Here is a 26,126-nt window from a genome sequence, read left to right as displayed (position 1 = left end):
CTATGAAGCCCGCTGACTCAGCCAGGCGTGCAATTCTGAAAAACGGTCGATAGCGAGTCGCGGCTCGAACAACTTCAAGGCATCGATCGACTGAGCGCCGTAGCTGACCGCCACCGAGTCCATGCCGGCGTTACGCGCCATCTGCAGATCAAAGGACGAATCACCCACCATCAGCGCCTGCTCCGGACGGACGCCGCAATGCGCAATAATCTGCTCCAGCATAAGAGGATGGGGCTTGCTCGCAGTTTCATCGGCGGCGCGGGTGATATCGAAATATTCTTCCCAACCATGCGACTTCAACACGCGATCCAGTCCTCGCCGCGCCTTACCGGTGGCGACCGCCAGGTGGTAGCCGTCGGCGCGAAACGCTCCCATCGACTCCACCACGCCTTCAAACAGAGGTGACGGCACCGCTTCAGAGGCGATGTAGTGATCGGCGTAATGCTGACGAAAAACAATCAGCTGGTCATCGTCGATCTCCGGGTACAGCGTACGTATCGCTTCGGGCAATCCCAGGCCGATAATGCCTTTCACGGCGAAATCATCGCGCAATTGAAAACCCGAGCGCTCGGATGCGACGTGCATCGATTCGACAATACGGCCGATGGAGTCAGCGAGCGTGCCGTCCCAATCGAAGATCAGCAATTTGTAATCAGATGGGTGCACTCAGGCGCTCCACGGTCTTGGCCCACATTTCGTCGACCGGTGCCTGCAACTTCAACTCGCCACCGTCCGGCAGTGGCACGGTCAGCATGTAGGCGTGCAGGAACAGGCGCTTGCCGCCCAGGTCGCGAATTTCCTTGCTGAAACCTTCGTCACCGTACTTGGTGTCACCGGCGATGCAATGACCGGCATGCAAGGTGTGCACACGAATCTGGTGGGTGCGACCAGTGATTGGTTTCGCTTCGATCATGGTGGCAAAATCGCCGAAACGACGGAGCACTTTGAACACAGTGACCGACTCCTTGCCCTCCTCCTCGTCGACTTCGACCATGCGCTCGCCGGATCGCAGATTGCTCTTGCCCAACGACGCACGGACCTGCTTGATCGAGGTCGCCCAGTTGCCCCGAACCAGTGCCATATAGCGCTTGTCGACGCCATCACCGCGCAGGGCAGCGTGCAAGTGACGCAGCATGCTGCGCTTCTTGGCGATCATCAGCAGACCTGACGTGTCACGGTCCAGACGATGCACCAGCTCCAGCTCCTTGGCATCGGGGCGCAACTGACGAAAGGCTTCGATCACCCCATAGGTCAAACCACTGCCGCCGTGAACCGCGATGCCGGCAGGCTTGTTGATCACGATCAGCGCCTTGTCTTCGAAGATGATCGACGCTTCAAGGCGCTGCAACAGACCTTGAGCCAGCGGCACAGGTTCGTCACGCTCGGGCACGCGAACCGGCGGCACGCGCACGATATCGCCCGCCTGCAGCTTGTATTCGGGCTTGATCCGACCTTTGTTCACTCGCACTTCGCCCTTGCGCAAGATGCGGTAAATCAAGGTCTTGGGCACGCCTTTGAGCCGAGCGAGAAGGAAGTTGTCAATACGTTGGCCGGCATATTCCGGCGAGACCTCAAGCAGTTGTACGCTGGGGGTCGAGGGGGCAGTAGTCGTCATGTCGCGGATGATATCAATTTTTTATGGAATTGAAGCACTTAATCATTACTGCTATAGTCGCGAACGCCGCCAAAAGCGGCCTGGACAGCGGACCAACGGTCAAAAACCGGCCCTGACCAATGCAGTTCACCAGGACGCGAGGCCGTCCTACGGGGCTTTCGCTACGTAACGGTGGAGTTTGCAGGTGTAACGAGCGCAGGTGACATGAGGCCTGAATCACGCCGCAAAGCAGAGTTTTCACTCGCTTGGCGAGCCAATATTCACGGCCAGTTCACAAAGTGCAGTCAGCTGCGAATGACCCCGAGCGAATGCTTCGGAAACAACGCCTAAATTAGCCATGATGCGTGACCTCCCCTTTCGGAGCTCACGGTAAATGCCAACCCGCTGCGGATTCTGCGCGCGGCAGCACCCGAATTATCAGGGATACGTGTAGGGTGGAGATGCACAACCGCTGGACTGTGTAGCATTAGGCTTTATCAAGACGCTTCATCTCGTCCACAGCCGCCGGTTGATTCCTCCTCCTGACTGAGTGCTTAAGTAGCCACAGCAAGCAGGACGCGTACGTCGCGATGAAGGCCCACATTGGCCGGACTTCGCTGGACACGGGAATGGCCAACCACTCCCGACGCACCTGACACCGACCGTGAGAAGTCGTGTGTGCCGAACGCCGTTTCCGGCAGCCCGGAAACCGACGGTACTACATGAAAAGAATGCTGATTAACGCAACTCAACCCGAAGAGTTGCGTGTTGCACTGGTAGATGGCCAACGCCTCTACGACCTGGACATCGAATCCGGTGCACGCGAGCAGAAGAAGGCCAACATCTATAAAGGCCGGATTACTCGCATCGAACCAAGCCTTGAGGCTGCCTTTGTCGATTTCGGCTCCGAGCGCCACGGCTTCCTGCCCCTTAAAGAAATCTCCCGCGAATACTTCAAGAAAGCCCCCGAAGGCCGCGTCAACATCAAGGACGTTCTGAGCGAAGGCCAGGAAGTCATCGTTCAGGTCGAAAAAGAAGAACGTGGCAACAAGGGCGCTGCCCTGACCACCTTCATCAGCCTGGCCGGTCGTTATCTCGTGCTGATGCCGAACAACCCGCGTGCCGGCGGCATCTCCCGTCGCATCGAAGGTGAAGAGCGCAACGAACTGCGTGAAGCCCTGAACGGTCTGGTTGCCCCGGCCGACATGGGTCTGATCGTGCGCACTGCCGGCCTCGGTCGCAGCAGCGAAGAAATGCAGTGGGACCTCGATTACCTGCTGCAACTCTGGACCGCCATCAAAGAAGCCTCGCTGGATCGTTCCGCGCCTTTCCTGATCTATCAGGAAAGCAACGTGATCATCCGCGCCATCCGCGATTACCTGCGCCAGGACATCGGCGAAGTGCTGATCGACAGCGTCGAAGCCCAGGACGAAGCCCTGACCTTCATTCGCCAGGTGATGCCGCAGTACGCCAGCAAGATCAAGCTGTACGAAGACAGCGTTCCGCTGTTCAACCGTTTCCAGATCGAAAGCCAGATCGAAACCGCCTTCCAGCGTGTTGTCGAACTGCCTTCCGGTGGTTCCATCGTCATCGATCCGACCGAGGCACTGGTGTCCATCGACATCAACTCGGCGCGCGCCACCAAAGGCAGCGACATCGAAGAAACCGCGCTGCAGACCAACCTTGAAGCCGCCGAAGAAATCGCCCGTCAGTTGCGTTTGCGCGACATCGGCGGCCTGATCGTCATCGACTTCATCGACATGACCCCTGCCAAGAACCAGCGCGCCGTGGAAGAGAAAGTCCGCGAATGCCTGGAAGCCGACCGCGCTCGTGTGCAAGTCGGTCGCATCTCGCGCTTCGGCCTGCTGGAAATGTCCCGTCAACGCCTGCGTCCATCGCTGGGCGAGAGCAGCGGCATCGTCTGCCCTCGCTGCAACGGCACCGGCATCATCCGTGACGTCGAATCGCTGTCGCTGGCAATCCTGCGTCTGATCGAAGAAGAAGCCCTGAAAGACCGTACTGCTGAAGTCCGCGCGCAAGTGCCGATTCCGGTGGCTGCTTTCCTGCTCAACGAAAAACGCAACTCGATCACCAAGATCGAACTGCGCACTCGTGCGCGCATCGTCATCCTGCCGAACGATCACCTCGAAACGCCGCACTTCGAAGTTCAGCGTCTGCGTGATGACAGCCCGGAAGCCGGCATCAATCAGACCAGCTACGAAATCGCTGCCGCCGCTGCCGAAGTCGAAGAAGTTCAGCCAGCTGCCGCGACCCGCACCCTGGTTCGCCAGGAAGCCGCCGTCAAGACTGCTCCGGCCCGCGCCAACGCGCCGGTTCCGACCGAAGTCGTCGCAGCACCAGTAGCCGCGCCGGCCGTCGTTCCTGAGCCAAGCCTGTTCAAGGGCCTGGTTAAGTCCCTGGTCGGTTTGTTTGCTACCAAGGAAGAGCCAGTTGCTCCGGTTGCGGTTGAAAAACCGGCGACCACCGAGCGTCCGGCCCGTAACGAAGAGCGTCGCAACGGTCGTCAACAAAGCCGCAACCGTAACGGTCGCCGCGATGAAGAACGCAAGCCTCGCGAAGAACGTGCACCACGTGAAGAGCGTGCTCCGCGTGAGCCACGTGAAGCCCGTGAAGAAACGCCAGCCGTCGCTCGCGAAGAGCGCGCTCCGCGTGAAGAGCGTGCACCGCGCGCGCCTCGTGAAGAACGTGCACCTCGCGCACCGCGTGAAGATCGCAAGCCACGTGGCGAACGTGAAGAGCGCGTGCGTGAACTGCGTGAACCTCTGGATGCCGCTGCACCGGTCGTCGCCGCCAATGCTGAAGAGCGTCCGGCGCGTCAGCCTCGTGAAGAACGTGCGCCACGCCCACCGCGTGAAGAGCGTCAACCGCGCGCCGAGCAAGCCGCTGCCGAAGTTGCTGAAGAAGAACTGACCGGTAACGAAGAGCAACTGCCGGAAGACGGTCAGGAAGGGGCCGAAGGCGATCGTCCACGCCGCCGCTCCCGTGGTCAGCGTCGTCGCAGCAACCGTCGCGAGCGTCAGCGTGATGCCAATGGCAATGTGATTGAAGGTTCGGAAGAATCTGAATCCGGCGAAGGTGAAGGCGAAAGCGACGAAAACCGTGAAGCACCAAGCGCCGCCGATCTGGCTGCAGGTCTGGCGGTTACCGCTGCCGTTGCCAGCACCGTGATCAGCGCTCCGGCCGAAGCACAGGCCAACGAGCAAGCTGAACGTGCCACGGCCGCCACACTGGAAACTGCTCCGGTTGAAGCGCCGGCGGTTGAAGCAACCACGCCAGTGGAAACAACTGCGGCCCCAGAAATCGAAGTGGCACCGGTTCGCCCGCCACAGCCTCGATTCGAAGTGGCCACTGAGCCTGCTGTCGTTGCCGAGCCTGCGGTTGCCGCCGAGCCGGTTGTTGAATCAGTGTCTGAAACGGTTCGTGAAGTTCGCGAAGAGCAAACCGCGTTCAACTGGGTCGCCGAGCCAGCTGTTGCAGAAACGCCAGCCCCAGCGCCAGTCGCTGAGCGCGAGACGCCTGAAGCAATGGTTTCCGAGCCCGTTGTAGCTGCCGCTGAGCCAGCGCCAGTCGTTGAAGCCGCACCGGTAGTCGAAGCTGCTCCGACAGTTGAATTGCCGGCACCGGTGGTTGCAGAAGTGGTCGCACCGATCGTCGAAGCAGCTCCGGTCAGCGCTTTGACGCCGAGCGGTCGCGCACCGAACGACCCGCGTGAAGTGAAACGCCGCAAGCGTGAAGAAGAGCGTCTGCAGAAGGAAGCCGAACTGGCTGCCGCTGCTGCTCCGGCTGAAGCGCCTGTCGCTGCCGAACCTGCCCCGGTGGTTGCTGAAGTTGTCGAGGCTGCACCTGCCCCGACTGCCGAAGCTACGGCTGAGCCGGTTGACTCCGCGATCGACGAAGCACCGCGCTCCGTTCAGGACGCAGTAGCGCAACACGAACAAGCCCTGGATAAAGAGCACGAGCCTAAACCCCTCGTCTGATTCCATCGGCCACTAAAAAGCCCCGCCTGGTTAGCCCAGGCGGGGCTTTTTTATGTCTGCGAATACACTGCCCCCTGTGGGAGCGAGCCTGCTCGCGATTGCAGTTTAACATCCAACATTGATGCAAGCTGACTCACCGCCATCGCGAGCAGGCTCGCTCCCACAGGGAATTTATGCAGGTTTGAAGATTAGTGATTCAGGCACATCTACATCCCACAACACCCCGGGATCATCCACTGTCACTTCCAATACTCGGCCATGCGCAAATAATGGCCTCGCCCCGCGATCTCCAGACAGTGCCATCAGCCCGGGACCGGAGCTGCGCCCGAAACCCACCGGATGCCCAAACTCACCGCCATACACCGGCACGCTGATCGCGTCATCCGCTATCCCTGCCAGCACCTGCTCGACAGTCGACGGCAGGACAAACGGCATATCCCCCAGCACGATCAACCAGCCACCCAGCTCGGGACACGCGGCCACCCCAGCCGCAATGCTGTCTCCCATCCCCGTCGACTCGATCAGCACTATTTCGAACCCATACGCCTGCGCCATGCGAATCACCTGCGGGCGATCCTCGGTCGTCACCAGCACGCGCTTTTCCAAAGAAACCGGCACACTCATCAGCACGTGCTCGATCACAGAGCGAATCGTGTCGTCACGCCCGCTACAGTCCGCCAGCAATTTATCCTTGTCAGCACCGGCAACCTTCCGATAACGGCTGCCCTGCCCTGCAGCCAGCACCATCACGCCAATGGCTTCGCTCATACAGTCTCCTGCAAGGGCTTTTTCTGCTTGAGCTCGACGCCGTTTTTGATCGCCACGATTTCGGCCAGCAACGACAAGGCGATTTCCGCAGGGGTGTGACTGCCGATGTGCAGACCGATCGGGCCGTGCAAGCGCCCGATGGCCTCCGCCGACAAGCCCAACTGAGCCAGGTTATCGCGCCGTTTAAGGCTGTTGACCCGCGAGCCCAGTGCACCGACATAAAAAGCCCTGGAGTCGAGCGCCGTCAGCAGCGCCATGTCATCCAGACGCGGATCGTGGGTCAACGCAACAATGGCCGTGCGTTCGTCGGTCTGAATGTTGAGCACCGCTTCATCCGGCATGCCGGAAACAAAGCGACCGTGCTGTTCTTCCCAGCCGTAGACGAATTCGGTGCGGGGATCGCAGATCAACACTTCGAAATCCAGCAACCGGGCCATTTCTGCGACATAACGTGAAAGCTGTCCGGCGCCGATCAGCAACAACCGCCAGCGCGGACCATAAATCGCACGCAGGGTATCGCCGTCAAAACTCAGCGCATCGGATTTGTCCGCAGCTGACAGCGTTACTTCACCGGTCGCCAGGTCCAGCGAGCGCGCAACGATTTCATGCGCTTCGCAGCGTGCCAGCAATTCGTCGACCCATTGCGGATCGCCGACGCGTTCTTCAGTCAGGCGCAAAGTGCCGCCGCACGGCAAACCAAAACGCGCAGCCTCCTCGCGCGTCACGCCATAAGTGATCAGTTGCACCGGCGGCCCGTCGGCCGGAATGCGGCCGTCGTGCAGACGGGCGATCAGATCATCCTCGACGCAGCCACCGGACACCGAGCCGATCACCACGCCATCCTCGCGCAGGGCCAACATGGCGCCCGGCGCCCGAGGGGCGGTGCCCCAGGTCTGAACCACGCTGTACAACACCACTCGCTGGCCGGCGCGGCGCCATTCGAGGACGCTGCGCAGGACGTTCAGGTCGACGCTGTCCATCAGGCGTCAGCCTTCTGCCAGCCTTGCAGCTGATAACGCACAGGCAGGTCGCGGATACGCTTGCCGGTCGCGGCGAAAATCGCATTGCACAGCGCTGGCGCAATCGGTGGCACACCGGGCTCACCCACACCGCCCAACGGCACGTCCCCTGGCGGCGTAACCAGATGCACGGCGATTTCCTTCGGCGCCAGCGACATCCGCGCCACTTCGTACATGTGGAAGTTGTCTTGCTGAACCTTGCCGTCCTTGAAGCTGATTTCCCCCAGCACAGCGTTGCCCAGGCCCATGACGCAGGCGCCTTCGAACTGCGAGCGAATCCGCTCCGGGTTGATCTGCGGACCGCAATCCACCGCAATGTCAGCCTTGTGCACGATCAACGTGCCGTCGTCCTTGACCTCGACTTCAATCACCGCCGCCACGTAAGTCACGAAGCTGTAATGCACAGCCAGACCAAGACCGCGACCCTTCGGCAATTGACGTCCCCAGCCGGCGGCTTTGGCTGCGGTTTCGAGAACCGCGCGCATCCGCCCGGTATCGATTGGATAACGCTCCGGCGATTCACCGTAGTTCCATTCTTCGCTCAAGGTGCGCGGATCGATCTGACGGTCCGGGCCGAGCAGTTTGATCTGATACTTCAGCGGGTCCTGCCCGGCCTTGTGCGCCAGTTCATCGACAAAACTCTGGATGGCAAAGCCGTGGGGAATGTTCGACACCGAGCGATACCAGCCGACCCGCGTGTGAACCACGGCTTCGGGGTTTTCCAGACGCACATTGGGGATCGCATAAGCCATGTTGGTGAAACCCATGCCCAGCTCGAACGCCGCTTCGTGGTTCATGCCCGGCGCGAACAGCGCCGTAATGCTTGGCGCTACCGTGCGGTGCAGCCAACCGGAAGGCAGACCGTCCTTGTTCAGACTGGCTTTGAGGTATTCGGCCGACACCGTGTGGAAGTAGGAACAGTGGATATCGTCTTCGCGAGTCCACTGCACCCGTACGGCTTTGCCCGGAAATTCCTTGGCAAGAATAGCCGCTTCAATGATGAAGTCCGGCTTGGATTTGCGACCGAAACCGCCGCCCAGCAACGTCACGTTGACAGTGACTTTGTCGAACGCAATACCGAGCCGTTCGGCGATGCGTTCGCGGGTGACTTGCGGGGCCTGACTGGGTGCCCAGGCTTCGCAGACGCCGTCCTTGAAAAGGGCAACGGCGACCATCGGCTCCATCGGCGCTTGCGCCAGGTGCGGCAGGTAATAGGAAGCTTCGAGGGTGCTGTCGGCGTCGTTCATGGCGGCGTCGATGCTGCCGGTGTTGCGCACCACTTTGCCCGGTTTGAGCGATGAAGCCTCCAGCTCCTTGCGATAGGCGATCGAGTCGTAACTGGCGTGAGGGCCATCGTCCCACTCTATTTTCAGCGCGTCACGGCCCTTGATCGCCGCCCAGGTATTGCTCGCCACGACGGCCACGCCGCCCAGCGGCTGGAATTCCGATGGCAGCGGACGACCTTCGATTCGCACGACTTTGAGCACGCCCGGGACTTTCAGCGCCGCGCTGTCATCCACCGATTTGACCTTGCCGCCATACACCGCCGGGCGGGCAATAGCGGCGAAGAGCATGCCTTCGAAATGCACGTCGGCGCCGTAGATTGCACGGCCGTTGACGATGTCGGCGCCATCGATAGCGCGGCTGCTTTCCTTGCCGATGTAGCGGAATTCCGATGGCTGTTTGAGACGCAGACTGTTGCTGGCCGGCACAGCCAATGCACCTGCTGCCGCAGCCAACTCGCCATAACCCAGTTCGCGTCCGGATGGCTGGTGGATCACTTTATGCAACTGCGCACGGCATTCACCGACCGGGACCTTCCACTGCGCAGCGGCTGCCTGTTCGAGCATGGTCCGCGCGGCCGCACCGCAGCGACGCATCGGCTCGTACCAATGACGCATGCTGCGTGAACCGTCGGTGTCCTGATTACCGAAGCGCACTTCATCGCCCGGCGCCTGTTGCACCTTGACCAGCGCCCAGTCGGCGTCCAGTTCATCGGCCACGACCATGGTCAGGCTGGTGCGCACGCCCTGGCCCATTTCCGAACGGTTGCAGACCACGGTCACCACACCGTCAGCGGCAATGCTCACATACACCTTCGGGTCATCGATCCAGCCGTTGGGCATGCCGTCGGCGCCGAATTTCTTTTCCTTCTCGTCGGCGAATGCATCCTGCCAGCCCCAACTGGCTGCGAGCACCAGCGCGCTGGTCGCGCCGACACCTCTGAGAAAACCACGGCGACTGAGGTTGCTCAGGGCGAAATCGTTCGGTAAGCGGCTCATGCCTTGGCCTCCTTCAAATGGGTGGAGGCCTGGCGGATGGCGGTCTTGATGCGGTTGTAGGTGCCGCAACGGCAGATGTTGCCGACCATCGCTTCTTCAATTTGCTCGTCGCTGGGGTTCGGGTTGGTTTTGAGCAAGGCCGTCGCTGACATGATTTGCCCGCCCTGGCAGTAACCGCACTGAGCTACCGCCGTATCGAGCCAGGCTTGCTGGACGACTTTGCCTACCGGGTCAGCGTTGAGGTTATCAATGGTGGTGACATTCTGGCCGACCACCGAGCCAATCGGCGTGATGCAGCTACGCGCAGGAGCACCTTCGATATGAATCGTGCAGGCGCCGCACAGGCCCATGCCGCAGCCGAATTTGGTGCCGTTGTAACCGGCGACATCACGGATAGCCCAGAGCAGCGGCATGTCCTCGGTGACATCGAGTTGATGGTCTTGGCCATTAAGTTTGAGGGTAATCATGGGCACGCCCGCATCATGTTTCGGTTATGGGGTCGAGCTGACTGCCGCGTGGACATCGCGATTGGCACCACGCAGACCGGCTCAGGCTAATACGGCTCTCTTGTGCAGACGGCAACGTCTACACCGGGCCTTTGGTGGAGCAAATGAATGCATCGTTAGGGGACTAAGTTAACCCAGCATTAACAAAAAAGCCCTGCACAATTCTATCGTGCAGGGCTTTTCAATCAGTCTTTAAAGCTTAGACGCTCAATACCGATTGGGCTCCATTTCCAGCTCGACGTGGAAACGCGCAAAGATGTCTTTCTGAATGCGTTGAGCCAGATCGAGCAACTGCAGACCGGAAGCGTTGCCGTAGTTGACCAGCACCAGGGCCTGCAATGTGTGCACGCCGGCATCGGCCTCACGAAAACCTTTCCACCCGGCGCGCTCGATCAGCCAGCCCGCCGCGATTTTCATTTGCCCGTCCGGTTGTGCATACGCCACCAGATCCGGGTATTCGCTTTTGAGCTGCGTGACCAGCGCGGCCGGCACCAGCGGATTCTTGAAAAAGCTGCCGGCATTGCCGAGCACCGCCGGGTCCGGGAGTTTTTCGTTGCGGATGCTGCAAATGGCCTGGCTGACGTCGCTGGCCGTTGGCTGCTCGATGCCTTGCTCACTCAGGCGCTGGCGCACCGGGCCGTATTCCAGATGCAAGTGGGCGGCGCGGTTCAGGGCGAAACGCACCCGCAAAATCAACCAGCGTCCCGGTAGTTGCTTGAACAGGCTGTCGCGGTAGGCGAAGTTGCATTCCTGCAAAGTGAAATCGCGCAGCTCGCCGGTCTGTCGATCCAGCGCGGTCAGGCCGGCGAACACATCCTTGATTTCGACCCCGTAGGCACCGATGTTCTGCATTGGCGCTGCGCCAACGGTGCCGGGAATCAGGCTGAGGTTTTCCAGCCCTGACAAGCCTTGCGCCAATGTGTGCTGAACGAACGGATGCCACGGCTCGCCCGCTTCGGCTTCGATCACAACCCTGCTGCCGTCGTCGCTGAGGATGCGAATTCCGCGCGTTGCCATGCGCAACACCAACGCCTGAACGTCGGCAGTGAGCAGCAAGTTGCTGCCACCGCCAATCACCAGCAACGGCACATTGTGCTGCGCGGCATACGTTAGCGCTTCGCGAACGTCGGCATCGCTGTGGGCTTCGGCAAACAAACGGGCCTGCACGTCGACGCCGAAACTATTGAAGGGTTTCAGCGATACCTGCGGCTGTACCTGCAAACTCATAAACGTCCCTTCAATTCGACCACCAGCAAATCGCTTGCACGCTCGATCAGGTCCAGCACTTGCTCGAAGCCCTGATCGCCGTCGTAGTACGGGTCCGGCACTTCATCCCGCTCTGACTGGTACCGACGCAGAAACAGGTCCAGCTCTGCCCTGCCCTTGGCCGGTTGCAAGGCCTTGAGGTTGCGCAGATTGCTGTTGTCCATCGCGAGGATCAGATCGTAGCGGGAGAAATCGGCGCGCGTGACTTGCTGGGCGCGCTGGGCCGACAGCTCGTAGCCACGCTCTCGGGCCGCGGCCTGACTGCGCTTGTCCGGCGCCTTGCCGACGTGCCAGTCACCAGTGCCGGCGGAGGCGACTTCGATCTGATCGGCCAGCCCCGCTTCACGCAATTTATGCCGCAGCACGCCTTCGGCCGTGGGCGACCTGCAGATGTTGCCCAGGCAGACGAACAAAACCCGCATCAGGCCTCCAGCAGGCGACGAACGCGTTCGAGGTCTTCGGCAGTGTCGACGCCGGTCGGCGGCGCGGTCAACGCGTCAGCCACGTGAATGCGCACGCCGTGCCAAAGGGCACGCAGCTGTTCCAGCGCTTCGGCGTTTTCCAGCCAGCACGGCCCCCAACTGACAAAGTCCTGGAGGAAACCGGCGCGGTAGGCATAGATGCCTATGTGACGACGATACGGCACGCCTTCCGGCAGTACGTCACGGTTTTTTGCGAAAGCGTCCCGAGCCCAGGGCAGCGTCGCGCGACTGAACGTCAGCGCGAGGCCATTGAGGTCACTGACGACCTTGACCACGTTGGGGTTGAACAGGGTGTCAACATCTTCGATCGGCTCGGCGAGGGTGGCCATGCGCGCTTCGGTGTGGACGGCGAGGTTGGCTGCGACCTGATCGATAACACTCGGCGGAATCAACGGCTCGTCGCCCTGCACGTTGACCACAATCGCATCAGGCGCCAAACCCAGCTTGGCGGCGACCTCGGCCAGCCGATCTGTGCCGGAATTGTGGTCTTCGCGGGTCAGCACCACTTCGGCGCCGAATCCTTTGCAGGCCTCGACAATGCGCGGGTCGTCGGTGGCAACCACTACGCGTTCGGCGCTGCTTTTGCGGGCCTGCTCCCAGACATGCTGGATCATTGGCTTGCCGGCGATCAGCAGCAGCGGTTTGCCCGGCAAACGGGTAGAGGCGTAACGCGATGGAATGACGACGGTAAAGGCTGTGGTCATTTATCCAGACGCTCGTCAGTGGTCAGGGTGCGGGCCTCGGTTTCCAGCATCACCGGGATGCCGTCACGAATCGGGTACGCCAGACCGGCGCCTTTGCTGATCAACTCGGTTTTGTCGGCGCTGAGCTTGAGCGGGCCTTTGCAGACCGGGCAAGCGAGGATATCGAGCAATTTGGTGTCCATGAGCATTCCCTGGATAAAGACAGTATTAAGGCAAAAGACGAGCCGGCAACAGGCGCATCAGCTGCGTATCAAACCAGGCCACGAAGGCCGGCGACGGCGCAGCATCGACCGCCAGATACCACCAATCGGCGGCGGCAAAGGCACGGCACTTGACCGCGTCCTTTTCGGTCATCACCAATGGCAATGACGGCGTGAAATTCAAAGCCTGGGCGCTGTATTCAGCATGGTCGGCAAACGCATGGGGGATCGGCTGCCAGTGTAGCGTTTCGAGGGTCGTGAAGAAACGCTGCGGGTTGCCGATTCCAGCCACGGCATGGAGCGCCTGGCCGGGAGGGAAGTGATCCAGGGAACGCCGTTCGCCGCTGTTAAGGTTGACCAGTTCGGTAGGCTGCAGCTGAAAAGCGAAGCCGTCATCGCGATCATCAGCGGCGCCGTTATAAAGCACGGCGTCAACGCTTTGCAGGCGCTCGACCGGCTCACGCAACGGGCCGGCGGGCAGGCAGCGTTTATTGCCAAGGCCTCGCGCTGCATCAATCAACACCAGCTCCAGATCGCGGGCCAGTCGGTAGTGCTGCATGCCGTCGTCAGAGAGAATCAGGTCCAGCGGCTCGCTCGCCAGCAGGGCCTGAACAGCGCGACTGCGATCGGGATCGATCATCAAAGGGACGCCGGTACGTTGCACGATCAGCAGCGGTTCGTCACCGGCCATCGCGGCGCTGTGCTCGACGTCGACCCGCCATGGCAGTTGCGGCGGCTTGGCGCCGTAGCCGCGACTGACCACGCCGACCCGTAAACCGCTGCGCTGGCAGTGCTGGATCATCCACAGGATCAACGGCGTCTTGCCAGTGCCGCCGACCGTGATGTTGCCCACCACAATGAGCGGCACCGGCGGCTGATAAATCTGCCCCTCGCCTGCCAGAAAGCGCTGACGCTTGCTCATCACCACACGGCGGTACAACCACTCCAGCGGCCGCAGCAGCGTCAGGGCCGGATGGCCCTGGTACCACGCGGCGAGCAAGCGATCGGACATGGCCATCAGGGTGCGGGCGGCGCCGCCTCGACTGTGGTCATGCGCAGGTGACTGAAGCCGAGCTTGCCGGCGGCGTCCATGGCGGTGATCACCGATTGATGCTGGGTCTTGCCATCGGCGCTGATGGACAGCGGCATCTCGGTGTCACCGTTGGATTCTTTCTGCAGGGCATCCATCAGCGTTGCCAGATCGTTTTTGGGCAGCACCCGGTCATTCACCGAGAACGCACCTTCAGCGCTGATGGCCACGTCGAGGCGTTTGGCCTGCTGGTCTTCGGCAGGCGAACCGCTGACCGCTTCCGGCAGTTCGACACGCAGTTGGGTTTCCCGGGTAAACGTAGTGGTCACGACGAAAAACAGCAGTAAAATAAACACCACGTCGATCAGCGACGCGAGGTTGATATCCACAGTCTCCCGATGCTTGCGGCGGAATTTCACGCTTTGCCCCCGCTCAGGTCCACGTCACGATCGCCCTGCACAACTTCCACCAGTTTGATCGCTTCCTGCTCCATACCCACCACCAGTTCATCGACCCGGCGTTGCAGGAAGCGGTGGAAGAAGACGGCAGGAATACCAACCATCAGGCCCGCTGCCGTGGTGATCAGCGCCTTGGAGATACCACCGGCCAGCACTGCGGCATTGGTGGTCATGCCCGTGCCCATGAACGCACTGAAGATATCGATCATGCCCAGCACCGTACCGAGCAACCCGAGCAACGGCGCCATGGCGGCGATGGTACCGAGGGCATTGATATAGCGCTCGAGTTCGTGAATGACCCGTGCTGCAGCCTCTTCGATGCACTCCTTCATGATCTCGCGACCGTGTTTGGAGTTGGCCAGGCCCGCGGCCAGAATTTCGCCCAGCGGCGAGTTGGCGCGTAATTCCTTGAGCTTGTCTTTATTGAGCTGTTTGTCTTTGATCCAGACCCAGACTTGCCCGAGCAAGTGCTCCGGGGTCACGCGACTGGCACGCAGGGTCCACAGGCGCTCGGCGACGATCGCCATGGCCGCGATGGAACTCAGAATGATCGGCAGCATCATCCAGCCGCCGGATTTGACCAATTCCCACACAGTGACAGCCCCCTCGAAAAAGTGCGCCACTCTAACATAGGGGCTGAGCACACCGAAGACCGGGATGTCGCATCCGGTCGGGCGCAGCTCACCCCGATTTAATCCGAGGAGCGCCAGAAACGCTGCTCCTGACGCATTGTCCACGGCACCTCGAAGCGCCCGAGCAGCAGACGGATGGCGCCCTGCCTGGCACTGTCATGAATGACCATGCCGCGTTTTTGATAGCGGGCGATCACCGTCGGATGCGGGTGGCCGAACGAATTGCCGTTACCTCGGGAAATCAGCACCGCTTTGGGTTGCAGCGCGATAAGCAATGCCGGCGAGGACGAACTGCGGCTGCCGTGATGCGGCGCCTGCAACCATTCGGTGGGCACGGCGAGTGGGCTGTCGAGCAGCGCTCGTTCGGCGGCGGTGTCGATGTCGCCGGTCAGCAGCAAGCGTTCGCCGTTGGCTTCGACTTGCAGGACACAGGACTTCTGATTGCTGTCTGTTGCCGACTGCCATTGCCAAAGCTCGAAACTGACCCCGTCCCACGTCCATTGCTTGCCGGTTTCGCAGGCTTGGGCGCCAAGCTCGGCCGGTAACGCCGAGGGGTCGCCGCTGATCACTTGCGTGACGGGGAGGCCTCTGGCGACCGCACGCGCGCCGCCCGCGTGATCGGCGTCGGCGTGACTGATCAGCATCATGTCGAGACTGTTCACCCCCAGTTTGCGCAGCGTTGGCAGCACCACCCGCTCGCCGAGGTCAAAATCGCCGAAACGCGGCCCGGTGTCGTACAGCAGTGTGTGATGACGAGTCCTCACGAAAATTGCCAGTCCCTGGCCCACGTCCAGTTGCCCGACATCGGCGATGCCTTCATCCAGCATCGGGCGCGGGGGAAACACCAGTAATAACAGCAGCGGCCAGCCCAGTGGGCGCATCGGCATGCCGCGAGGCATCAGCAGGAGCAAGGCGCCGGCGGTTGCCATCGCCCACACCCAGATCGGAATGGCTTCCGGCACCCAGGCCGGAATCTGTCCGGCCACCGATTCGAGACCGGTGAACAGCCAGTCGATCAACCCACCCGCGAGCCACAGCAGCCCTTCGCCGACGTAGGGAATCGGCAGCAACACCGTGCCCAGCAATGCCGGAGGCAGAATCACCAGACTGACCCAAGGCACCGCAATCAGATTGGCCAGAGGGCCACTGACACTAATCGGCAAGCCCAGTATCAACAACAGTGGACACAGACCGATTGCGATAAGCCACTGCGCGCGGGTCCAGGTTTGCCACCATCGCCAGGGACCCAATCGCCCGCCAAAGGTGAAGATCAAAATCGCCACAGCGCCAAAGGACAGCCATAAACCCGGTTGCAGACTCGCCAGCGGATCCATCAGCAGCACGGCATTGAGCGCCAGCAGCAGCGGCCACCACGCGCCGAGATGACGAAAGCGCAGGCGCCACAACAGTACCAGACCAATCATCACGCAGGCCCGCCGCACGGGCACGTCAAAACCGGCGAGCAATCCGTAGCCCAGCGCGGCGGCAAAGGCCAACCCACACGCCCAAGGCAGCCATGGCAGGCGGCTGGGCCATAACCCGTACCGCGCCAGACCGGCGATCAACAGGTAGACGACGCCCGCCAGCATGCCGACGTGTTGACCGGAAATCACCAGCAGATGCACGGTGCCGGTGTCCTGCAATATTTGCCAATCCTCGCGAGCCAGCCCGCCACCGTCTCCCAACACCAGCGCCGCCAATGCCCCGTTCCGACCTTGCGCGTCTACTGCATGCAGGCGCTGACGGATCCCGTCGCGCCAGGCCCATCGAGCTTCGCTGATTCGCTGACCATCCTTGACGGTCCCGGTGGCGCCGATGCGTTGCGCGAGTAACCAGGCGTCGTAATCGAATGAATGCGGGTTGAGCAAACCGGCCGGCCGTTTGAGTTTTACTGCCAGCCGCCAGCGTTCGCCACTGTTGACGGGCGGCCCGTCATACCAGGCGATGCGCAAGCGCTGCGGCACTTGCGAGTGGCGCGACCGGGCATCCGCGAGCTCGAAACGTACGACGCCTTCACCGGTCTGCGGCAACCCGGTGACCCGACCTTCTACCCAGCGTGTTTCGCCATCGAGAATGATCGGCAGTTGATCATTGAGCGCCCACTGCGCGTTCGCGCAGGCCCAACTGAAGCCAAACGCGAAAAATGCACATGGATACGCCTTGAAAGGCAGCGCCATCAAACCTGCCAGCGGCAGCAGCGTCCACAACCAGACCGGTGGTAATTCCGGTAAAAATCGCAGCGTCAGCAAACCTGACGCCAGCGCCATCATCCCTGTGCGCATACGCCCGTCCTTGAGAGCCCCTCCATTAGGGCCTCCACTAGGGATAGTCGGCGCATGGCACGTGCGTCGTTATTAATTGTCACAAAGTCTGAATGGGCGACTCCTAGAATCCAGACATACTTGCCGCCTTAACCGACCGAGAAGCCTTATGCCCCGGCGCTTATTTAAACGCTACATGCCAGACCCGACCAGCATCAAGGAACACAAATCCTTACGCTTTCTCGGCACCTTGCTGCACGACCCGAACCTTTGGCACCTCAACCGCCACTCTGTCGCCCGGGGCATGGCAGTGGGGTTGTTTGCCGCGTTCCTGCCGATTCCGTTGCAGATGCTGGTGGCCGCAGTGCTGGCGATTATCGTACGCGGCAACATGCCGATCGCGGTGAGCCTGGTCTGGCTGACCAATCCGATCACCATGCCTGCGGTGTTTTTCTGTACGTATCAGACCGGCGCCTGGCTAATGGATGTGCCTGCGCGCCATCTGCCCGATGAGTTGACCTGGGAATGGATCAGCGGCCAGCTCTCGACCTTGTGGCAGCCGTTTTTGCTCGGATCGGTGGTTGTGGGTTTGGTCTTGGGCGTATTGGCCTACTTTCTGGTGATGATGTATTGGCGTTGGTGGGTGAGCCGGCAATGGGCCAAACGCAAGAAAAAGAGAATGCGCTGAATGCGAAAAGGCCTCCTGGATGGGAGGCTTTTTTTTCGCTCGGCGTTTGATCAAACAGGGTTAAGTCCGCATTCCTCGCCCGCTCACCAGCAGCCGCGCGCAACCTATATACAACGCAACGGTCGCCACCAGCATGAAGGTGATTGCCACACTGATTCGGATATCCGAAACCCCGAGAATCCCGTAGCGAAACGCGTTGACCATATGCAACACCGGGTTGGCCAACGACACCGTCTGCCAGAACGGCGGCAGCAACGAGATCGAATAAAACACCCCGCCCAGGTACGTCAACGGCGTCAGGACAAACGTGGGAATGATCGAGATGTCATCAAAGTTGCGCGCAAACACTGCGTTGATGAATCCCAACAGCGAGAAGATCGTCGCCGTCAGCACCACCACCAAAATGGTCACACCGAGGTGATGCACCTGCAGATCGGTGAAGAACAGCGAAAGCAGCGTCACAATAACCCCGACCATCAGGCCACGCAGCACGCCACCCAAGGTGTAACCGATCAAAATGGTGTGCGGCGAAACCGGCGACACCATCAACTCTTCGATGGAGCGCTGGAATTTGCTGCCGAAGAAACTGGAGACCACGTTGCCATAGGAGTTGGTGATCACCGACATCATGATCAGGCCCGGCACGATGTATTCCATATAGGTGAAACCACCCATATCGCCGATTTGCCGACCAATCAGATTGCCGAAAATCACAAAGTACAGAACCATGGTGATCGCCGGTGGCAGCAGCGTCTGCGGCCAGATCCGGGTGAAGCGCTTTACTTCACGGTAGACGATGGTATTGAGGGCAACGAGGTTGGGTTGCAGCTCGGAACTCATACCGCCACCTTCGACAGATTCTTCTCCACCAGGGACACGAACAACTCCTCAAGGCGATTGGTTTTATTACGCAAGCTCAACACTTCGATGTTTTGCTGCGCCAACTGAGTGAACAACGCGGTAATGCCCATGGCCTTGTCGACCTGAACTTCCACGGTGTGGCTGTCCACAAGCCTGGTCGGATAACCGAGCAACTGCGGCGCTGCGCTCAACGTGTTCTTGATGTCGAGCAAAAACGTTTCCACATGCAGCTGGCCGAGCAGCTGTTTCATGCTGGTGTTTTCAACGATGGTGCCGTGGTCGATGATGCCGATGTTACGACACAGCTGCTCGGCCTCTTCCAGATAATGCGTGGTGAGGATGATGGTGATGCCTTTCTGATTCAGCTCGGTGAGGAAAGTCCACATCGAACGCCGCAGCTCGATGTCCACGCCCGCCGTCGGTTCGTCGAGGATCAACAGGCGCGGTTCATGAACCAGCGCGCGGGCGATCATCAGTCGACGTTTCATGCCGCCGGACAAAGAACGCGAAGGCACATCACGTTTGTCCCACAGCCCCAGTTGAGTCAGGTACTGCTCGGCACGTTCCTTGGCGATTTTCGGCGGGATACCGTAATAACCGGCCTGGGTCACGACAATGTCGAAGGTCTTTTCGAACTGGTTGAAATTGAATTCCTGCGGCACTACGCCGATGGAGCGCTTGAGCTGCGCAGGATTTTTGTCCAGGTCGTGACCGAAGATGTTTACCGTTCCGCTGGTCTTGTTCACCAGGGTCGAGAGAATGCCGATGGTCGTTGATTTGCCGGCGCCGTTGGGGCCGAGCAAGGCGAAGAAGTCACCTTCGGCGACGTCCAGATCGATACCACTCAAGGCCTGGAAACCGTTGCCGTAGGTTTTGGTTAGCTGCCGGATGGACAGAGCGGAACTCATATCGGATTTATGCACCAAGAAGGGAAGAAAGGGATAAATAAGGGCGGGCGGCGAGCAATACAACCGCGGCGCATGAGCGCAATGGTGCTTGTCGCCGCCACACAAGTACAGTCAAGCGTGTCGATAGTGAGTATTAAGTCAACGCGGTCATGACCGCTTTCTGATACGCCGGACGCTGTTTCAGGCGGGCATACCAGGCCTCCAGATGAGGTTGCGGCGCGCGCTCGATTGGCATCTCGAACCAGGCATAAATGAAACTGCCGAGAGGAATGTCGCCCATGCCGATTTCAGCGCCCGACAGAAATGGCTGGGTCGCCAATGCCTGATCGGCCATCGCCAGCAGACCGTCGCATTCCTTGATCGCAGCGTTGATCGCCGGCCAGTCCTGCTGCTCATGCGGCGTGCGTAAGACACCCCAGAACACCGTGCGGAAAGGGCCGGCGAAACTCGAGGTGGTCCAGTCCATCCACTTGTCGGCGGTGGCGCGTGCTTGCAGATTCTCCGGATACCAGGCCGTGCCGCTGGCATGCGACGCCATCAGGTAACGCACGATGGCATTGGACTCCCACAGCACAAAACCGTCGTTTTCGATGACCGGCACGCGCCCGTTGGGATTCATCGCGCGGTACTCAGGCGTATCGACCACGCCAAACGCACCGCCGGCATCAATGGCCTCGTAGGCGAGCCCTAATTCCTCGGCGGCCCACAGCGGTTTTCTGACATTCGATGAATTCTTGCGACCCCAGATCTTCAGCATGACCGCCTCTTTATGGATGAATGCGCAGGCAGCATACGCCGGATCAGGCGTGACTCAAATCACTCTGCATGTCGCCCAGCAGCACGGGTAATTCATCGCTGAACAGATGCGGATAACACTTTTTCAGGTGCTCGAAAAAGAAGGCTTCGGGTACGTCAGTGAACTGGCCATGATCGATCAGGTATTCCATCAACTGCTCGCCGTCGCGGTTGAACGGATGGAAAACGCTGTCATGAATGCCATCGAATTCCAGCGGCGCGACATTGAACAGTTCGCACAGCCCCTGATTGAACGCCGGTGTCGCCTTCACCCAGCGGCCGTTCAGGTAAAGTTCGGTATAACCATGCATGGCGAACACGTCACTCTTGAGCAGTACGAGCAAACGCGGGGTGGATAAATGATTTCGCACATCCGCCAGGCCAATCCGTGCAGGTATCCCGCAGTGCCGGGCCGCGCCTGCCAGCAACGTCGCTTTGGGCACGCAGTAGCTCTCCCCGGTCGCGAGCGCATAACTGCCACGTAATGTTTCCGGGTCACGACTAAAGGTATAAGGGTTGTAACGCACCGCTTCGCGCACCGCGTAATAGAGACTGATCGCCTGCTCGACAGGGTCGCGAGCGTTGCCACGATGCTTTTCCGCGAACTCCACCACTGAGGGGTGGTCACTATCGATGAAGCGGCCGGGACTCAGATACTCGTGCATGCAGACGATCTCCTGGAGAAGCCCCGAGTCTAGCGGCAGGTTCAGCACAGAGATAACGACGTTTCAGCCAAACTTCAGCGCATTGGTGCTGGGTTTATGAATGAAATGGTCAGTCATCAGTCCTACAAAATTCATCACGGTTTTCCCACGATTTCTATCACCTGCTCTGACCACCCTGTTTTACGGATGCCGTCTAAGCTCTGAAGGCTGGTTTTGCTCTGATTCACGGAGGATTAAATATGCTGCTGTTGTGGATACTGGTTCTGGTTGTCGGAATAGCGTATTTGGCCCACCGCCGCATCGCCCCGCTGCCCGCCTTGTGCATCGTTGCCGTTTACCTGGTCGCCATGGGCGCCTTCAGCCATGCACCGGGTTGGCTGCTGCTGATTTGCTGGATCCTGATCGCCGTGGTGGCAGCGCCTGTGCTGTTGCCTGATCTGCGCCGCAAATATTTCACTGCGCCGCTGTTCAGCTGGTTTCAGAAAACTTTGCCACCCATGTCGCAGACCGAACGCGATGCCATCGATGCCGGCACGGTGTGGTGGGACGGCGAATTGTTCAGCGGACGTCCGGACTGGGACAAACTGCTGTCCTACCCGAAAGTGCAGTTGACCGAAGAAGAACAGGCGTTCATCGACGGTCCGACCGAAGAGCTGTGCGCCATGGTCAGCGACTGGCAGATCGGCCAGGACATGGACCTGCCGCCCGAGGCCTGGACGCACATCAAGGACAACGGTTTCTTTGCGCTAATCATTCCCAAGGAATTCGGCGGCAAAGGCTTCTCCGCTTACGCCCACTCGCAAGTCGCGATGAAACTGGCGACCCGCAGCGGCGACCTGGCCTCCACCGTCATGGTGCCCAACTCCCTCGGCCCGGCTGAACTGTTGCTGCATTACGGCACCGATGAGCAACGCAACCATTACCTGCCACGATTGGCCCGCGGCGACGACATTCCGTGCTTTGCCTTGACCGGCCCACTGGCCGGTTCCGATGCCGGCGCGATGCCCGACACCGGCATCATTTGCAGAGGCCAGTGGGAGGGCGAAGAAACCCTCGGCCTGCGTCTCAACTGGGAAAAACGCTACATCACGCTCGGCCCTGTGGCCACCCTCCTCGGCCTGGCGTTCAAGGCCTACGACCCTGAGCACCTGCTGGGAGACAAGGAAGACCTCGGCATCAGCCTGGCATTGATCCCGACGGATACCGCCGGTGTTGAAATCGGCCGCCGCCATCTGCCTCTCGGCGCAGCATTCATGAACGGCCCCAACTCCGGCAAGGACGTGTTCATCCCGCTGGAGTACCTCATCGGCGGCCAGGAAATGCTCGGCAAGGGCTGGATGATGCTGATGAATTGCCTGTCGGTCGGGCGCTCGATTTCGTTGCCGGCGGTGGGCACCGGCGCAGCGAAGTTCACCAGCCTGGTGACCGGCCAATACGCGCAAATTCGTGAGCAGTTCAACGTCCCGCTGTCCGCATTCGAGGGTATTCAGGAAGCCATGGCGCGGATCGGCGGCAACGCCTGGATGATGGATGCGGCGCGGATGCTGACCGCCAATGCGGTCGATCTCGGCGAGAAACCGTCGGTGCTGTCCGCAATCCTCAAGTATCACCTGACCGAACGCGGCCGCGAATGCATCAGCCACGCCATGGATGTGCACGGCGGCAAGGCGATCATCATGGGACCTAACAATTACCTGGGCCGCAGCTGGAACGGCGCGCCGATTTTCATCACCGTAGAAGGCGCGAACATTCTCTCGCGCAATCTGATGATCTTCGGCCAGGGCGCGATTCGCTGCCATCCGTTTGTGCTCAAGGAAATGGCGCTGGCCGGTCGTGAAGACAAGGATCAGGCACTCGTCGAGTTCGATGGTCTGTTGCTCAAGCACATCGGATTCGCTGTCAGCAATGCCGCCAGCACACTGGTGCTGAATCTTGGTTTCGGGCACTTCGAACACGCGCCTGGCAACAAACTCAGCCAAGGATACTTCCGGGCACTCAATCGTCAGGCTGCAGCATTCGCCATGTTGGCCGACCTGAGCATGATGCTGCTGGGCGGTGAACTGAAACGTCGTGAGCGGCTGTCAGCCCGTCTGGGCGATGTACTCAGCCACATGTACCTCGCCTCTGCTGCGCTCAAGCGTTACCACGACCTTGATTCCCCGGAGCACATGGCACCGCTGTTCACCTGGGCCATGGAGGAAAGCCTCGGCCAGTCGGAGCACGCGCTGGACGAGCTGCTGACGAACTTCCCCAACAAGGTGCTGGGTTGTCTGTTGCGGGTCATCGTGTTCCCGTTCGGTCGCCGTCACAAAGGCCCATCGGACAAACTCGATGCAGAAGTGGCAGCCGTGATTGGCCGCGCCAAGGGCGATCCGACCCTTGAGGAACTGCTTGGCGGTTGCTACCGTCCGCAATCGGCCGATGATGCCGTCGGCGCCCTGCAACATGCGTGCGATCAATTGAACGCCGCCCAACCGCTGCAGAAAAAGCTGCATGTGGCGCTCAAAAGTGGGCAAGTCAAACCGACCGCTGGCGAGCACGCCATTGATGCAGCGCTCGAGGCTGGCGTCTTGCAACCTGTCGAAGCGCAGACCTTGCGTACCGCAGAAGCGGCGCGCCGCAAGGTCATCGATGTCGATGATTTCGATAAAGAGGAGCTGGCGCTGGCGGAAGGCAAAGTCCGCTGATCCCACCCACCATGTAAAAACGGGCGCCGGAGCTTTATACTCCCGCGCCCGTTTTGCTCTTGAGGACTTATCTCGTGTCCAACATCGTTGCCGATCATCTCGTTTTGCTCGACCACTTGCGTAGCATCCTGGTCGCCGTGGGTGAGGCCGAGCAGGTTCCCGAAGAAAGCCATGCCTTGTTTCTGGAGCGCTTCGACGAACTGCGTGCCTTGCTGCCGGTTGATCCGATCGAAAGCCAATACTTGGGCCAGGACATCCTGTGCCAGGTGATTACCCGCTATCCGCAAATCGCCCACCTGGTTCCGCGCGACCTGCTGTGGTACTTCGCCGGCGACTGCCTGCACTACATGCCTGATGAGGAAATCGCTCTGTATCAGGCACTGGAAGAGCGTCGTTTCGAAGCTGAACAAAACGACGAACCGTTCGACTGGAATCAGGAGAAGCAGTTGCTGGCCATGTCGGACGATGACAGCAAGCACTGAACCTGAATCAGGAATGCACAAGGCCCGCATGACTGCTCATGCGGGCCTTTTTTGTTTCGGCCTAAGACCAGGCAGTGACGGGGTGGCCTGATCGCGAAGTGGAAATCAGAGCAAGCCCTCACTCTCCGGCAATTCATACTGCGTCGCGGCACTGCTCGACACACCCGTTGTACCCGGCTTGCTCAACGTCGGTTCTCTCTGCAGACACTCCACCAGATAATCAATCAACACCCGTAGCTTCGGCGGCATATAGCGCGTCGGCGAGTGCAACAACCAGGCACCACCGTGATAAGACGACGCCTGAAACGTCCAGTCCGGCAACACCTGCACAATCAAGCCCTGCTCCAGCGCATAACGCGCGGTGAAGTAAGGCAGGCTGCCAATTCCGATGTGCTGCAAAACAGCCCCTAGGCGGACGCCCGTGTGATTAGCCGCGTAACGCCCTCGTACTCCCACAGTGACTGCCTTCGTGCCCTTTTTGAATTTCCAGCGCGCATCACTCGGCGTTTCGCCCAGATAGATGCAACTGTGGGCGACTAAATCCTGCGGGGAGGTGGGCGTACCGTGCTCTGCCAGGTATTGCGGCGTCGCGCAGAGCAAGTGGTCGATGGTCAACAACTGACGCCCCACCAGACCGGCGGGTGGGCGATCGGTGATACGAATTGCCAGATCCACATTGTCATCGATCAGGTCCACCTGGCGGTCCTCAAGCAACAGTTCCACATCGACTTTGGGATAACGCCGCAAAAACTCCGGCATGTGTGGATGGATCACGAATCGTCCCACCGCCTTAGGGACGCTGATACGGACCAGGCCTTCAGCCTCCTGGGTGAATTGCCCGCTGATCTCCATCACGGAACGGGCCGCGCTGACCATCTCCTGGCAGCGCTGGAATACCTCCTCGCCGCCATCGCTCAGACGAAGCTTGCGCGTGGTTCGTTGAAGCAAGCGGATCGCAAGCGCCTTCTCCAGTCGGGAGATGCTGCGACTTACGGCTGAGGGTGAAGAGCCTAACTGGCGGGCCGCTTCAGAGAAGCTGCCGGTCTCGACAACCCTGACGAAAATGGCCATTTCACCCAGCAGCGGCAGTGGAAGATTTATGCTCACAACGCAACAGTCCTTTGATGTTTGAACGGATTATCACGCAAATCCAGCCTTCATATAATGAAAGAAGTACTTTAATCAGGGCTTGGGATATGACACTTCGCCTCTTTTTCCACAATGACGACCTCAAAGCCAATGTGGAAGTCCTGGAATGCGCGCCCTGCGAGAACGAGTTCGCCGTGGAGTTGCGCGCCACACTTTTCCATCCTCAAGGCGGCGGGCAGCCTTACGACATCGGCTGGATCGGCGAAAGTCGGGTACTGCGCGTGCTGCAGGATCCGGACCGGATCATTCACTTTGTTGACCGTCCCGTGGATATCGGCATGACCCTGATTCACGTGGACGAGCAGCGCCGCCGATTTAATACGCGGATGCACTCCGCCGGCCATCTGATCGGCCATTTCGTGCAGGCCATGGGCTGGATGCCGATCAAGGCTCATCACTGGCCTGGCGAGGGTCGCGTGCAATTCAAACCAACCGACGCCGCACAAGATGTAGACCCGACTGCGGTTCAAAAGGGTATCGATCAATGGATTGACGATGACCTGCCGCGCTTGATCTCGCTGCGCGAAGGCGCCCGGGAAATAGGTTTCGGCGACCTGCCGGCTTATGGCTGCGGCGGAACCCATGTACGCAGCCTGAAGGATTTGGGCGTGATGACCGTCGATTCCATTTCGCAAAAAAAAGGAACCCTGTCAGTTCACTACAGCGTGGACTGAGCGATGGCGGCACCTTC

The 26,126-nt window shown here is 60.1% G+C and carries 24 protein-coding genes; 5 read left to right on the top strand and 19 right to left on the bottom strand.

Going from position 1 to position 26,126, the window contains the following annotated elements; translation table 11 throughout:
- On the bottom strand, nucleotides 1–666 hold the full coding sequence (locus tag ACYZTS_RS14430) for an HAD-IA family hydrolase (protein ID WP_461990013.1): 666 nt from the start codon (nucleotides 664–666) through the stop codon (nucleotides 1–3).
- Nucleotides 653–1,615: a 23S rRNA pseudouridine(955/2504/2580) synthase RluC gene (gene rluC / locus ACYZTS_RS14425; protein WP_028623642.1), complete on the bottom strand. Its 963-nt coding sequence runs from the start codon at nucleotides 1,613–1,615 to the stop codon at nucleotides 653–655. The genes ACYZTS_RS14430 and rluC overlap by 14 nt, the downstream gene beginning before the upstream one ends.
- 701 nt (nucleotides 1,616–2,316) lie before the next feature.
- On the opposite strand from rluC, the gene rne reads away from it, so the two are divergent.
- The gene (gene rne / locus ACYZTS_RS14420) at nucleotides 2,317–5,592 is read left to right on the top strand and encodes a ribonuclease E (protein ID WP_461990011.1); all 3,276 of its coding nucleotides are present in this window, start codon (nucleotides 2,317–2,319) and stop codon (nucleotides 5,590–5,592) included.
- A 171-nt stretch (nucleotides 5,593–5,763) separates the two neighbouring features.
- Here rne and ACYZTS_RS14415 read toward each other — a convergent pair whose 3' ends face one another.
- The 12 genes from ACYZTS_RS14415 to ACYZTS_RS14360 form a co-directional block, all read right to left on the bottom strand.
- Nucleotides 5,764–6,360: a nucleotidyltransferase family protein gene (locus tag ACYZTS_RS14415; RefSeq protein WP_461990009.1), complete on the bottom strand. Its 597-nt coding sequence runs from the start codon at nucleotides 6,358–6,360 to the stop codon at nucleotides 5,764–5,766.
- On the bottom strand, nucleotides 6,357–7,340 hold the full coding sequence (locus tag ACYZTS_RS14410; RefSeq protein WP_461990007.1) for an XdhC family protein: 984 nt from the start codon (nucleotides 7,338–7,340) through the stop codon (nucleotides 6,357–6,359). The genes ACYZTS_RS14415 and ACYZTS_RS14410 overlap by 4 nt, the downstream gene beginning before the upstream one ends.
- Nucleotides 7,340–9,661 (bottom strand): xanthine dehydrogenase family protein molybdopterin-binding subunit, encoded by a 2,322-nt coding sequence (locus ACYZTS_RS14405; RefSeq protein WP_461990006.1) that lies wholly within the window; start codon nucleotides 9,659–9,661, stop codon nucleotides 7,340–7,342. The genes ACYZTS_RS14410 and ACYZTS_RS14405 overlap by 1 nt, the downstream gene beginning before the upstream one ends.
- Nucleotides 9,658–10,128, bottom strand: a complete 471-nt coding sequence (locus ACYZTS_RS14400) for a (2Fe-2S)-binding protein (protein ID WP_461990004.1) — start codon at nucleotides 10,126–10,128, stop codon at nucleotides 9,658–9,660. Before ACYZTS_RS14400 ends, ACYZTS_RS14405 begins: the two co-directional genes overlap by 4 nt.
- A gap of 246 nt (nucleotides 10,129–10,374) precedes the next feature.
- Nucleotides 10,375–11,394 carry a UDP-N-acetylmuramate dehydrogenase gene (murB, locus tag ACYZTS_RS14395; RefSeq protein ID WP_461990002.1) on the bottom strand — a complete coding sequence of 340 codons (1,020 nt, stop codon included), beginning with the start codon at nucleotides 11,392–11,394 and terminating at the stop codon, nucleotides 10,375–10,377.
- Complete coding sequence (locus ACYZTS_RS14390; protein ID WP_461990000.1) at nucleotides 11,391–11,855, bottom strand: low molecular weight protein-tyrosine-phosphatase; 465 nt, start codon at nucleotides 11,853–11,855, stop codon at nucleotides 11,391–11,393. The genes murB and ACYZTS_RS14390 overlap by 4 nt, the downstream gene beginning before the upstream one ends.
- On the bottom strand, nucleotides 11,855–12,619 hold the full coding sequence (gene kdsB / locus ACYZTS_RS14385) for a 3-deoxy-manno-octulosonate cytidylyltransferase (protein WP_461989999.1): 765 nt from the start codon (nucleotides 12,617–12,619) through the stop codon (nucleotides 11,855–11,857). Before kdsB ends, ACYZTS_RS14390 begins: the two co-directional genes overlap by 1 nt.
- A complete protein-coding gene (locus ACYZTS_RS14380; RefSeq protein WP_007945752.1) occupies nucleotides 12,616–12,801 on the bottom strand; it encodes a Trm112 family protein in 186 nt (61 codons plus the stop codon). Before ACYZTS_RS14380 ends, kdsB begins: the two co-directional genes overlap by 4 nt.
- Nucleotides 12,802–12,826: 25 nt before the next feature.
- On the bottom strand, nucleotides 12,827–13,837 hold the full coding sequence (gene lpxK, locus ACYZTS_RS14375) for a tetraacyldisaccharide 4'-kinase (protein ID WP_028623633.1): 1,011 nt from the start codon (nucleotides 13,835–13,837) through the stop codon (nucleotides 12,827–12,829).
- Nucleotides 13,837–14,268: an ExbD/TolR family protein gene (locus tag ACYZTS_RS14370; protein ID WP_028623632.1), complete on the bottom strand. Its 432-nt coding sequence runs from the start codon at nucleotides 14,266–14,268 to the stop codon at nucleotides 13,837–13,839. Before ACYZTS_RS14370 ends, lpxK begins: the two co-directional genes overlap by 1 nt.
- Entirely contained in the window at nucleotides 14,265–14,900 is a 636-nt protein-coding gene (locus ACYZTS_RS14365) for a MotA/TolQ/ExbB proton channel family protein (protein ID WP_461989996.1), read from the bottom strand. Before ACYZTS_RS14365 ends, ACYZTS_RS14370 begins: the two co-directional genes overlap by 4 nt.
- Nucleotides 14,901–14,998: 98 nt before the next feature.
- Nucleotides 14,999–17,221 carry a DNA internalization-related competence protein ComEC/Rec2 gene (locus tag ACYZTS_RS14360; RefSeq protein WP_461989994.1) on the bottom strand — a complete coding sequence of 741 codons (2,223 nt, stop codon included), beginning with the start codon at nucleotides 17,219–17,221 and terminating at the stop codon, nucleotides 14,999–15,001.
- A 148-nt stretch (nucleotides 17,222–17,369) separates the two neighbouring features.
- Here ACYZTS_RS14360 and ACYZTS_RS14355 point away from each other — a divergent pair, with 148 nt between their 5' ends.
- Entirely contained in the window at nucleotides 17,370–17,888 is a 519-nt protein-coding gene (locus tag ACYZTS_RS14355) for a DUF2062 domain-containing protein (RefSeq protein ID WP_028623629.1), read from the top strand.
- Between the two features lie 60 nt (nucleotides 17,889–17,948).
- Here the strand turns inward: ACYZTS_RS14355 and ACYZTS_RS14350 are convergent, their stop codons facing one another.
- The 4 genes from ACYZTS_RS14350 to ACYZTS_RS14335 form a co-directional block, all read right to left on the bottom strand.
- Nucleotides 17,949–18,728 (bottom strand): ABC transporter permease, encoded by a 780-nt coding sequence (locus ACYZTS_RS14350; protein ID WP_461989992.1) that lies wholly within the window; start codon nucleotides 18,726–18,728, stop codon nucleotides 17,949–17,951.
- Nucleotides 18,725–19,657 carry an ABC transporter ATP-binding protein gene (locus tag ACYZTS_RS14345; protein ID WP_150579721.1) on the bottom strand — a complete coding sequence of 311 codons (933 nt, stop codon included), beginning with the start codon at nucleotides 19,655–19,657 and terminating at the stop codon, nucleotides 18,725–18,727. The genes ACYZTS_RS14350 and ACYZTS_RS14345 overlap by 4 nt, the downstream gene beginning before the upstream one ends.
- 133 nt (nucleotides 19,658–19,790) lie before the next feature.
- Complete coding sequence (locus ACYZTS_RS14340) at nucleotides 19,791–20,414, bottom strand: glutathione S-transferase family protein (protein WP_461989989.1); 624 nt, start codon at nucleotides 20,412–20,414, stop codon at nucleotides 19,791–19,793.
- 43 nt (nucleotides 20,415–20,457) lie between these two features.
- The gene (locus ACYZTS_RS14335; RefSeq protein ID WP_461989987.1) at nucleotides 20,458–21,117 is read right to left on the bottom strand and encodes a transglutaminase-like domain-containing protein; all 660 of its coding nucleotides are present in this window, start codon (nucleotides 21,115–21,117) and stop codon (nucleotides 20,458–20,460) included.
- 239 nt (nucleotides 21,118–21,356) lie between these two features.
- Between ACYZTS_RS14335 and ACYZTS_RS14330 the strand changes: the two genes are divergently transcribed.
- A complete protein-coding gene (locus tag ACYZTS_RS14330; protein WP_461989985.1) occupies nucleotides 21,357–23,804 on the top strand; it encodes an acyl-CoA dehydrogenase in 2,448 nt (815 codons plus the stop codon).
- A 74-nt stretch (nucleotides 23,805–23,878) separates the two neighbouring features.
- Nucleotides 23,879–24,286 carry a PA2817 family protein gene (locus tag ACYZTS_RS14325; protein ID WP_028623623.1) on the top strand — a complete coding sequence of 136 codons (408 nt, stop codon included), beginning with the start codon at nucleotides 23,879–23,881 and terminating at the stop codon, nucleotides 24,284–24,286.
- Nucleotides 24,287–24,391: 105 nt separating this feature from the next.
- Here ACYZTS_RS14325 and ACYZTS_RS14320 read toward each other — a convergent pair whose 3' ends face one another.
- Nucleotides 24,392–25,393 (bottom strand): LysR family transcriptional regulator, encoded by a 1,002-nt coding sequence (locus tag ACYZTS_RS14320; protein ID WP_028623622.1) that lies wholly within the window; start codon nucleotides 25,391–25,393, stop codon nucleotides 24,392–24,394.
- Nucleotides 25,394–25,482: 89 nt separating this feature from the next.
- Here ACYZTS_RS14320 and ACYZTS_RS14315 point away from each other — a divergent pair, with 89 nt between their 5' ends.
- Nucleotides 25,483–26,109: an alanyl-tRNA editing protein gene (locus ACYZTS_RS14315; RefSeq protein ID WP_461996447.1), complete on the top strand. Its 627-nt coding sequence runs from the start codon at nucleotides 25,483–25,485 to the stop codon at nucleotides 26,107–26,109.
- Nucleotides 26,110–26,126: the final 17 nt, after the last annotated feature.

It is taken from the genome of Pseudomonas sp. TMB3-21 (assembly GCF_054898145.1).
Note: the sequence above shows the minus strand (reverse complement) of the source record. Positions and strands in the feature narration are given on the sequence as shown.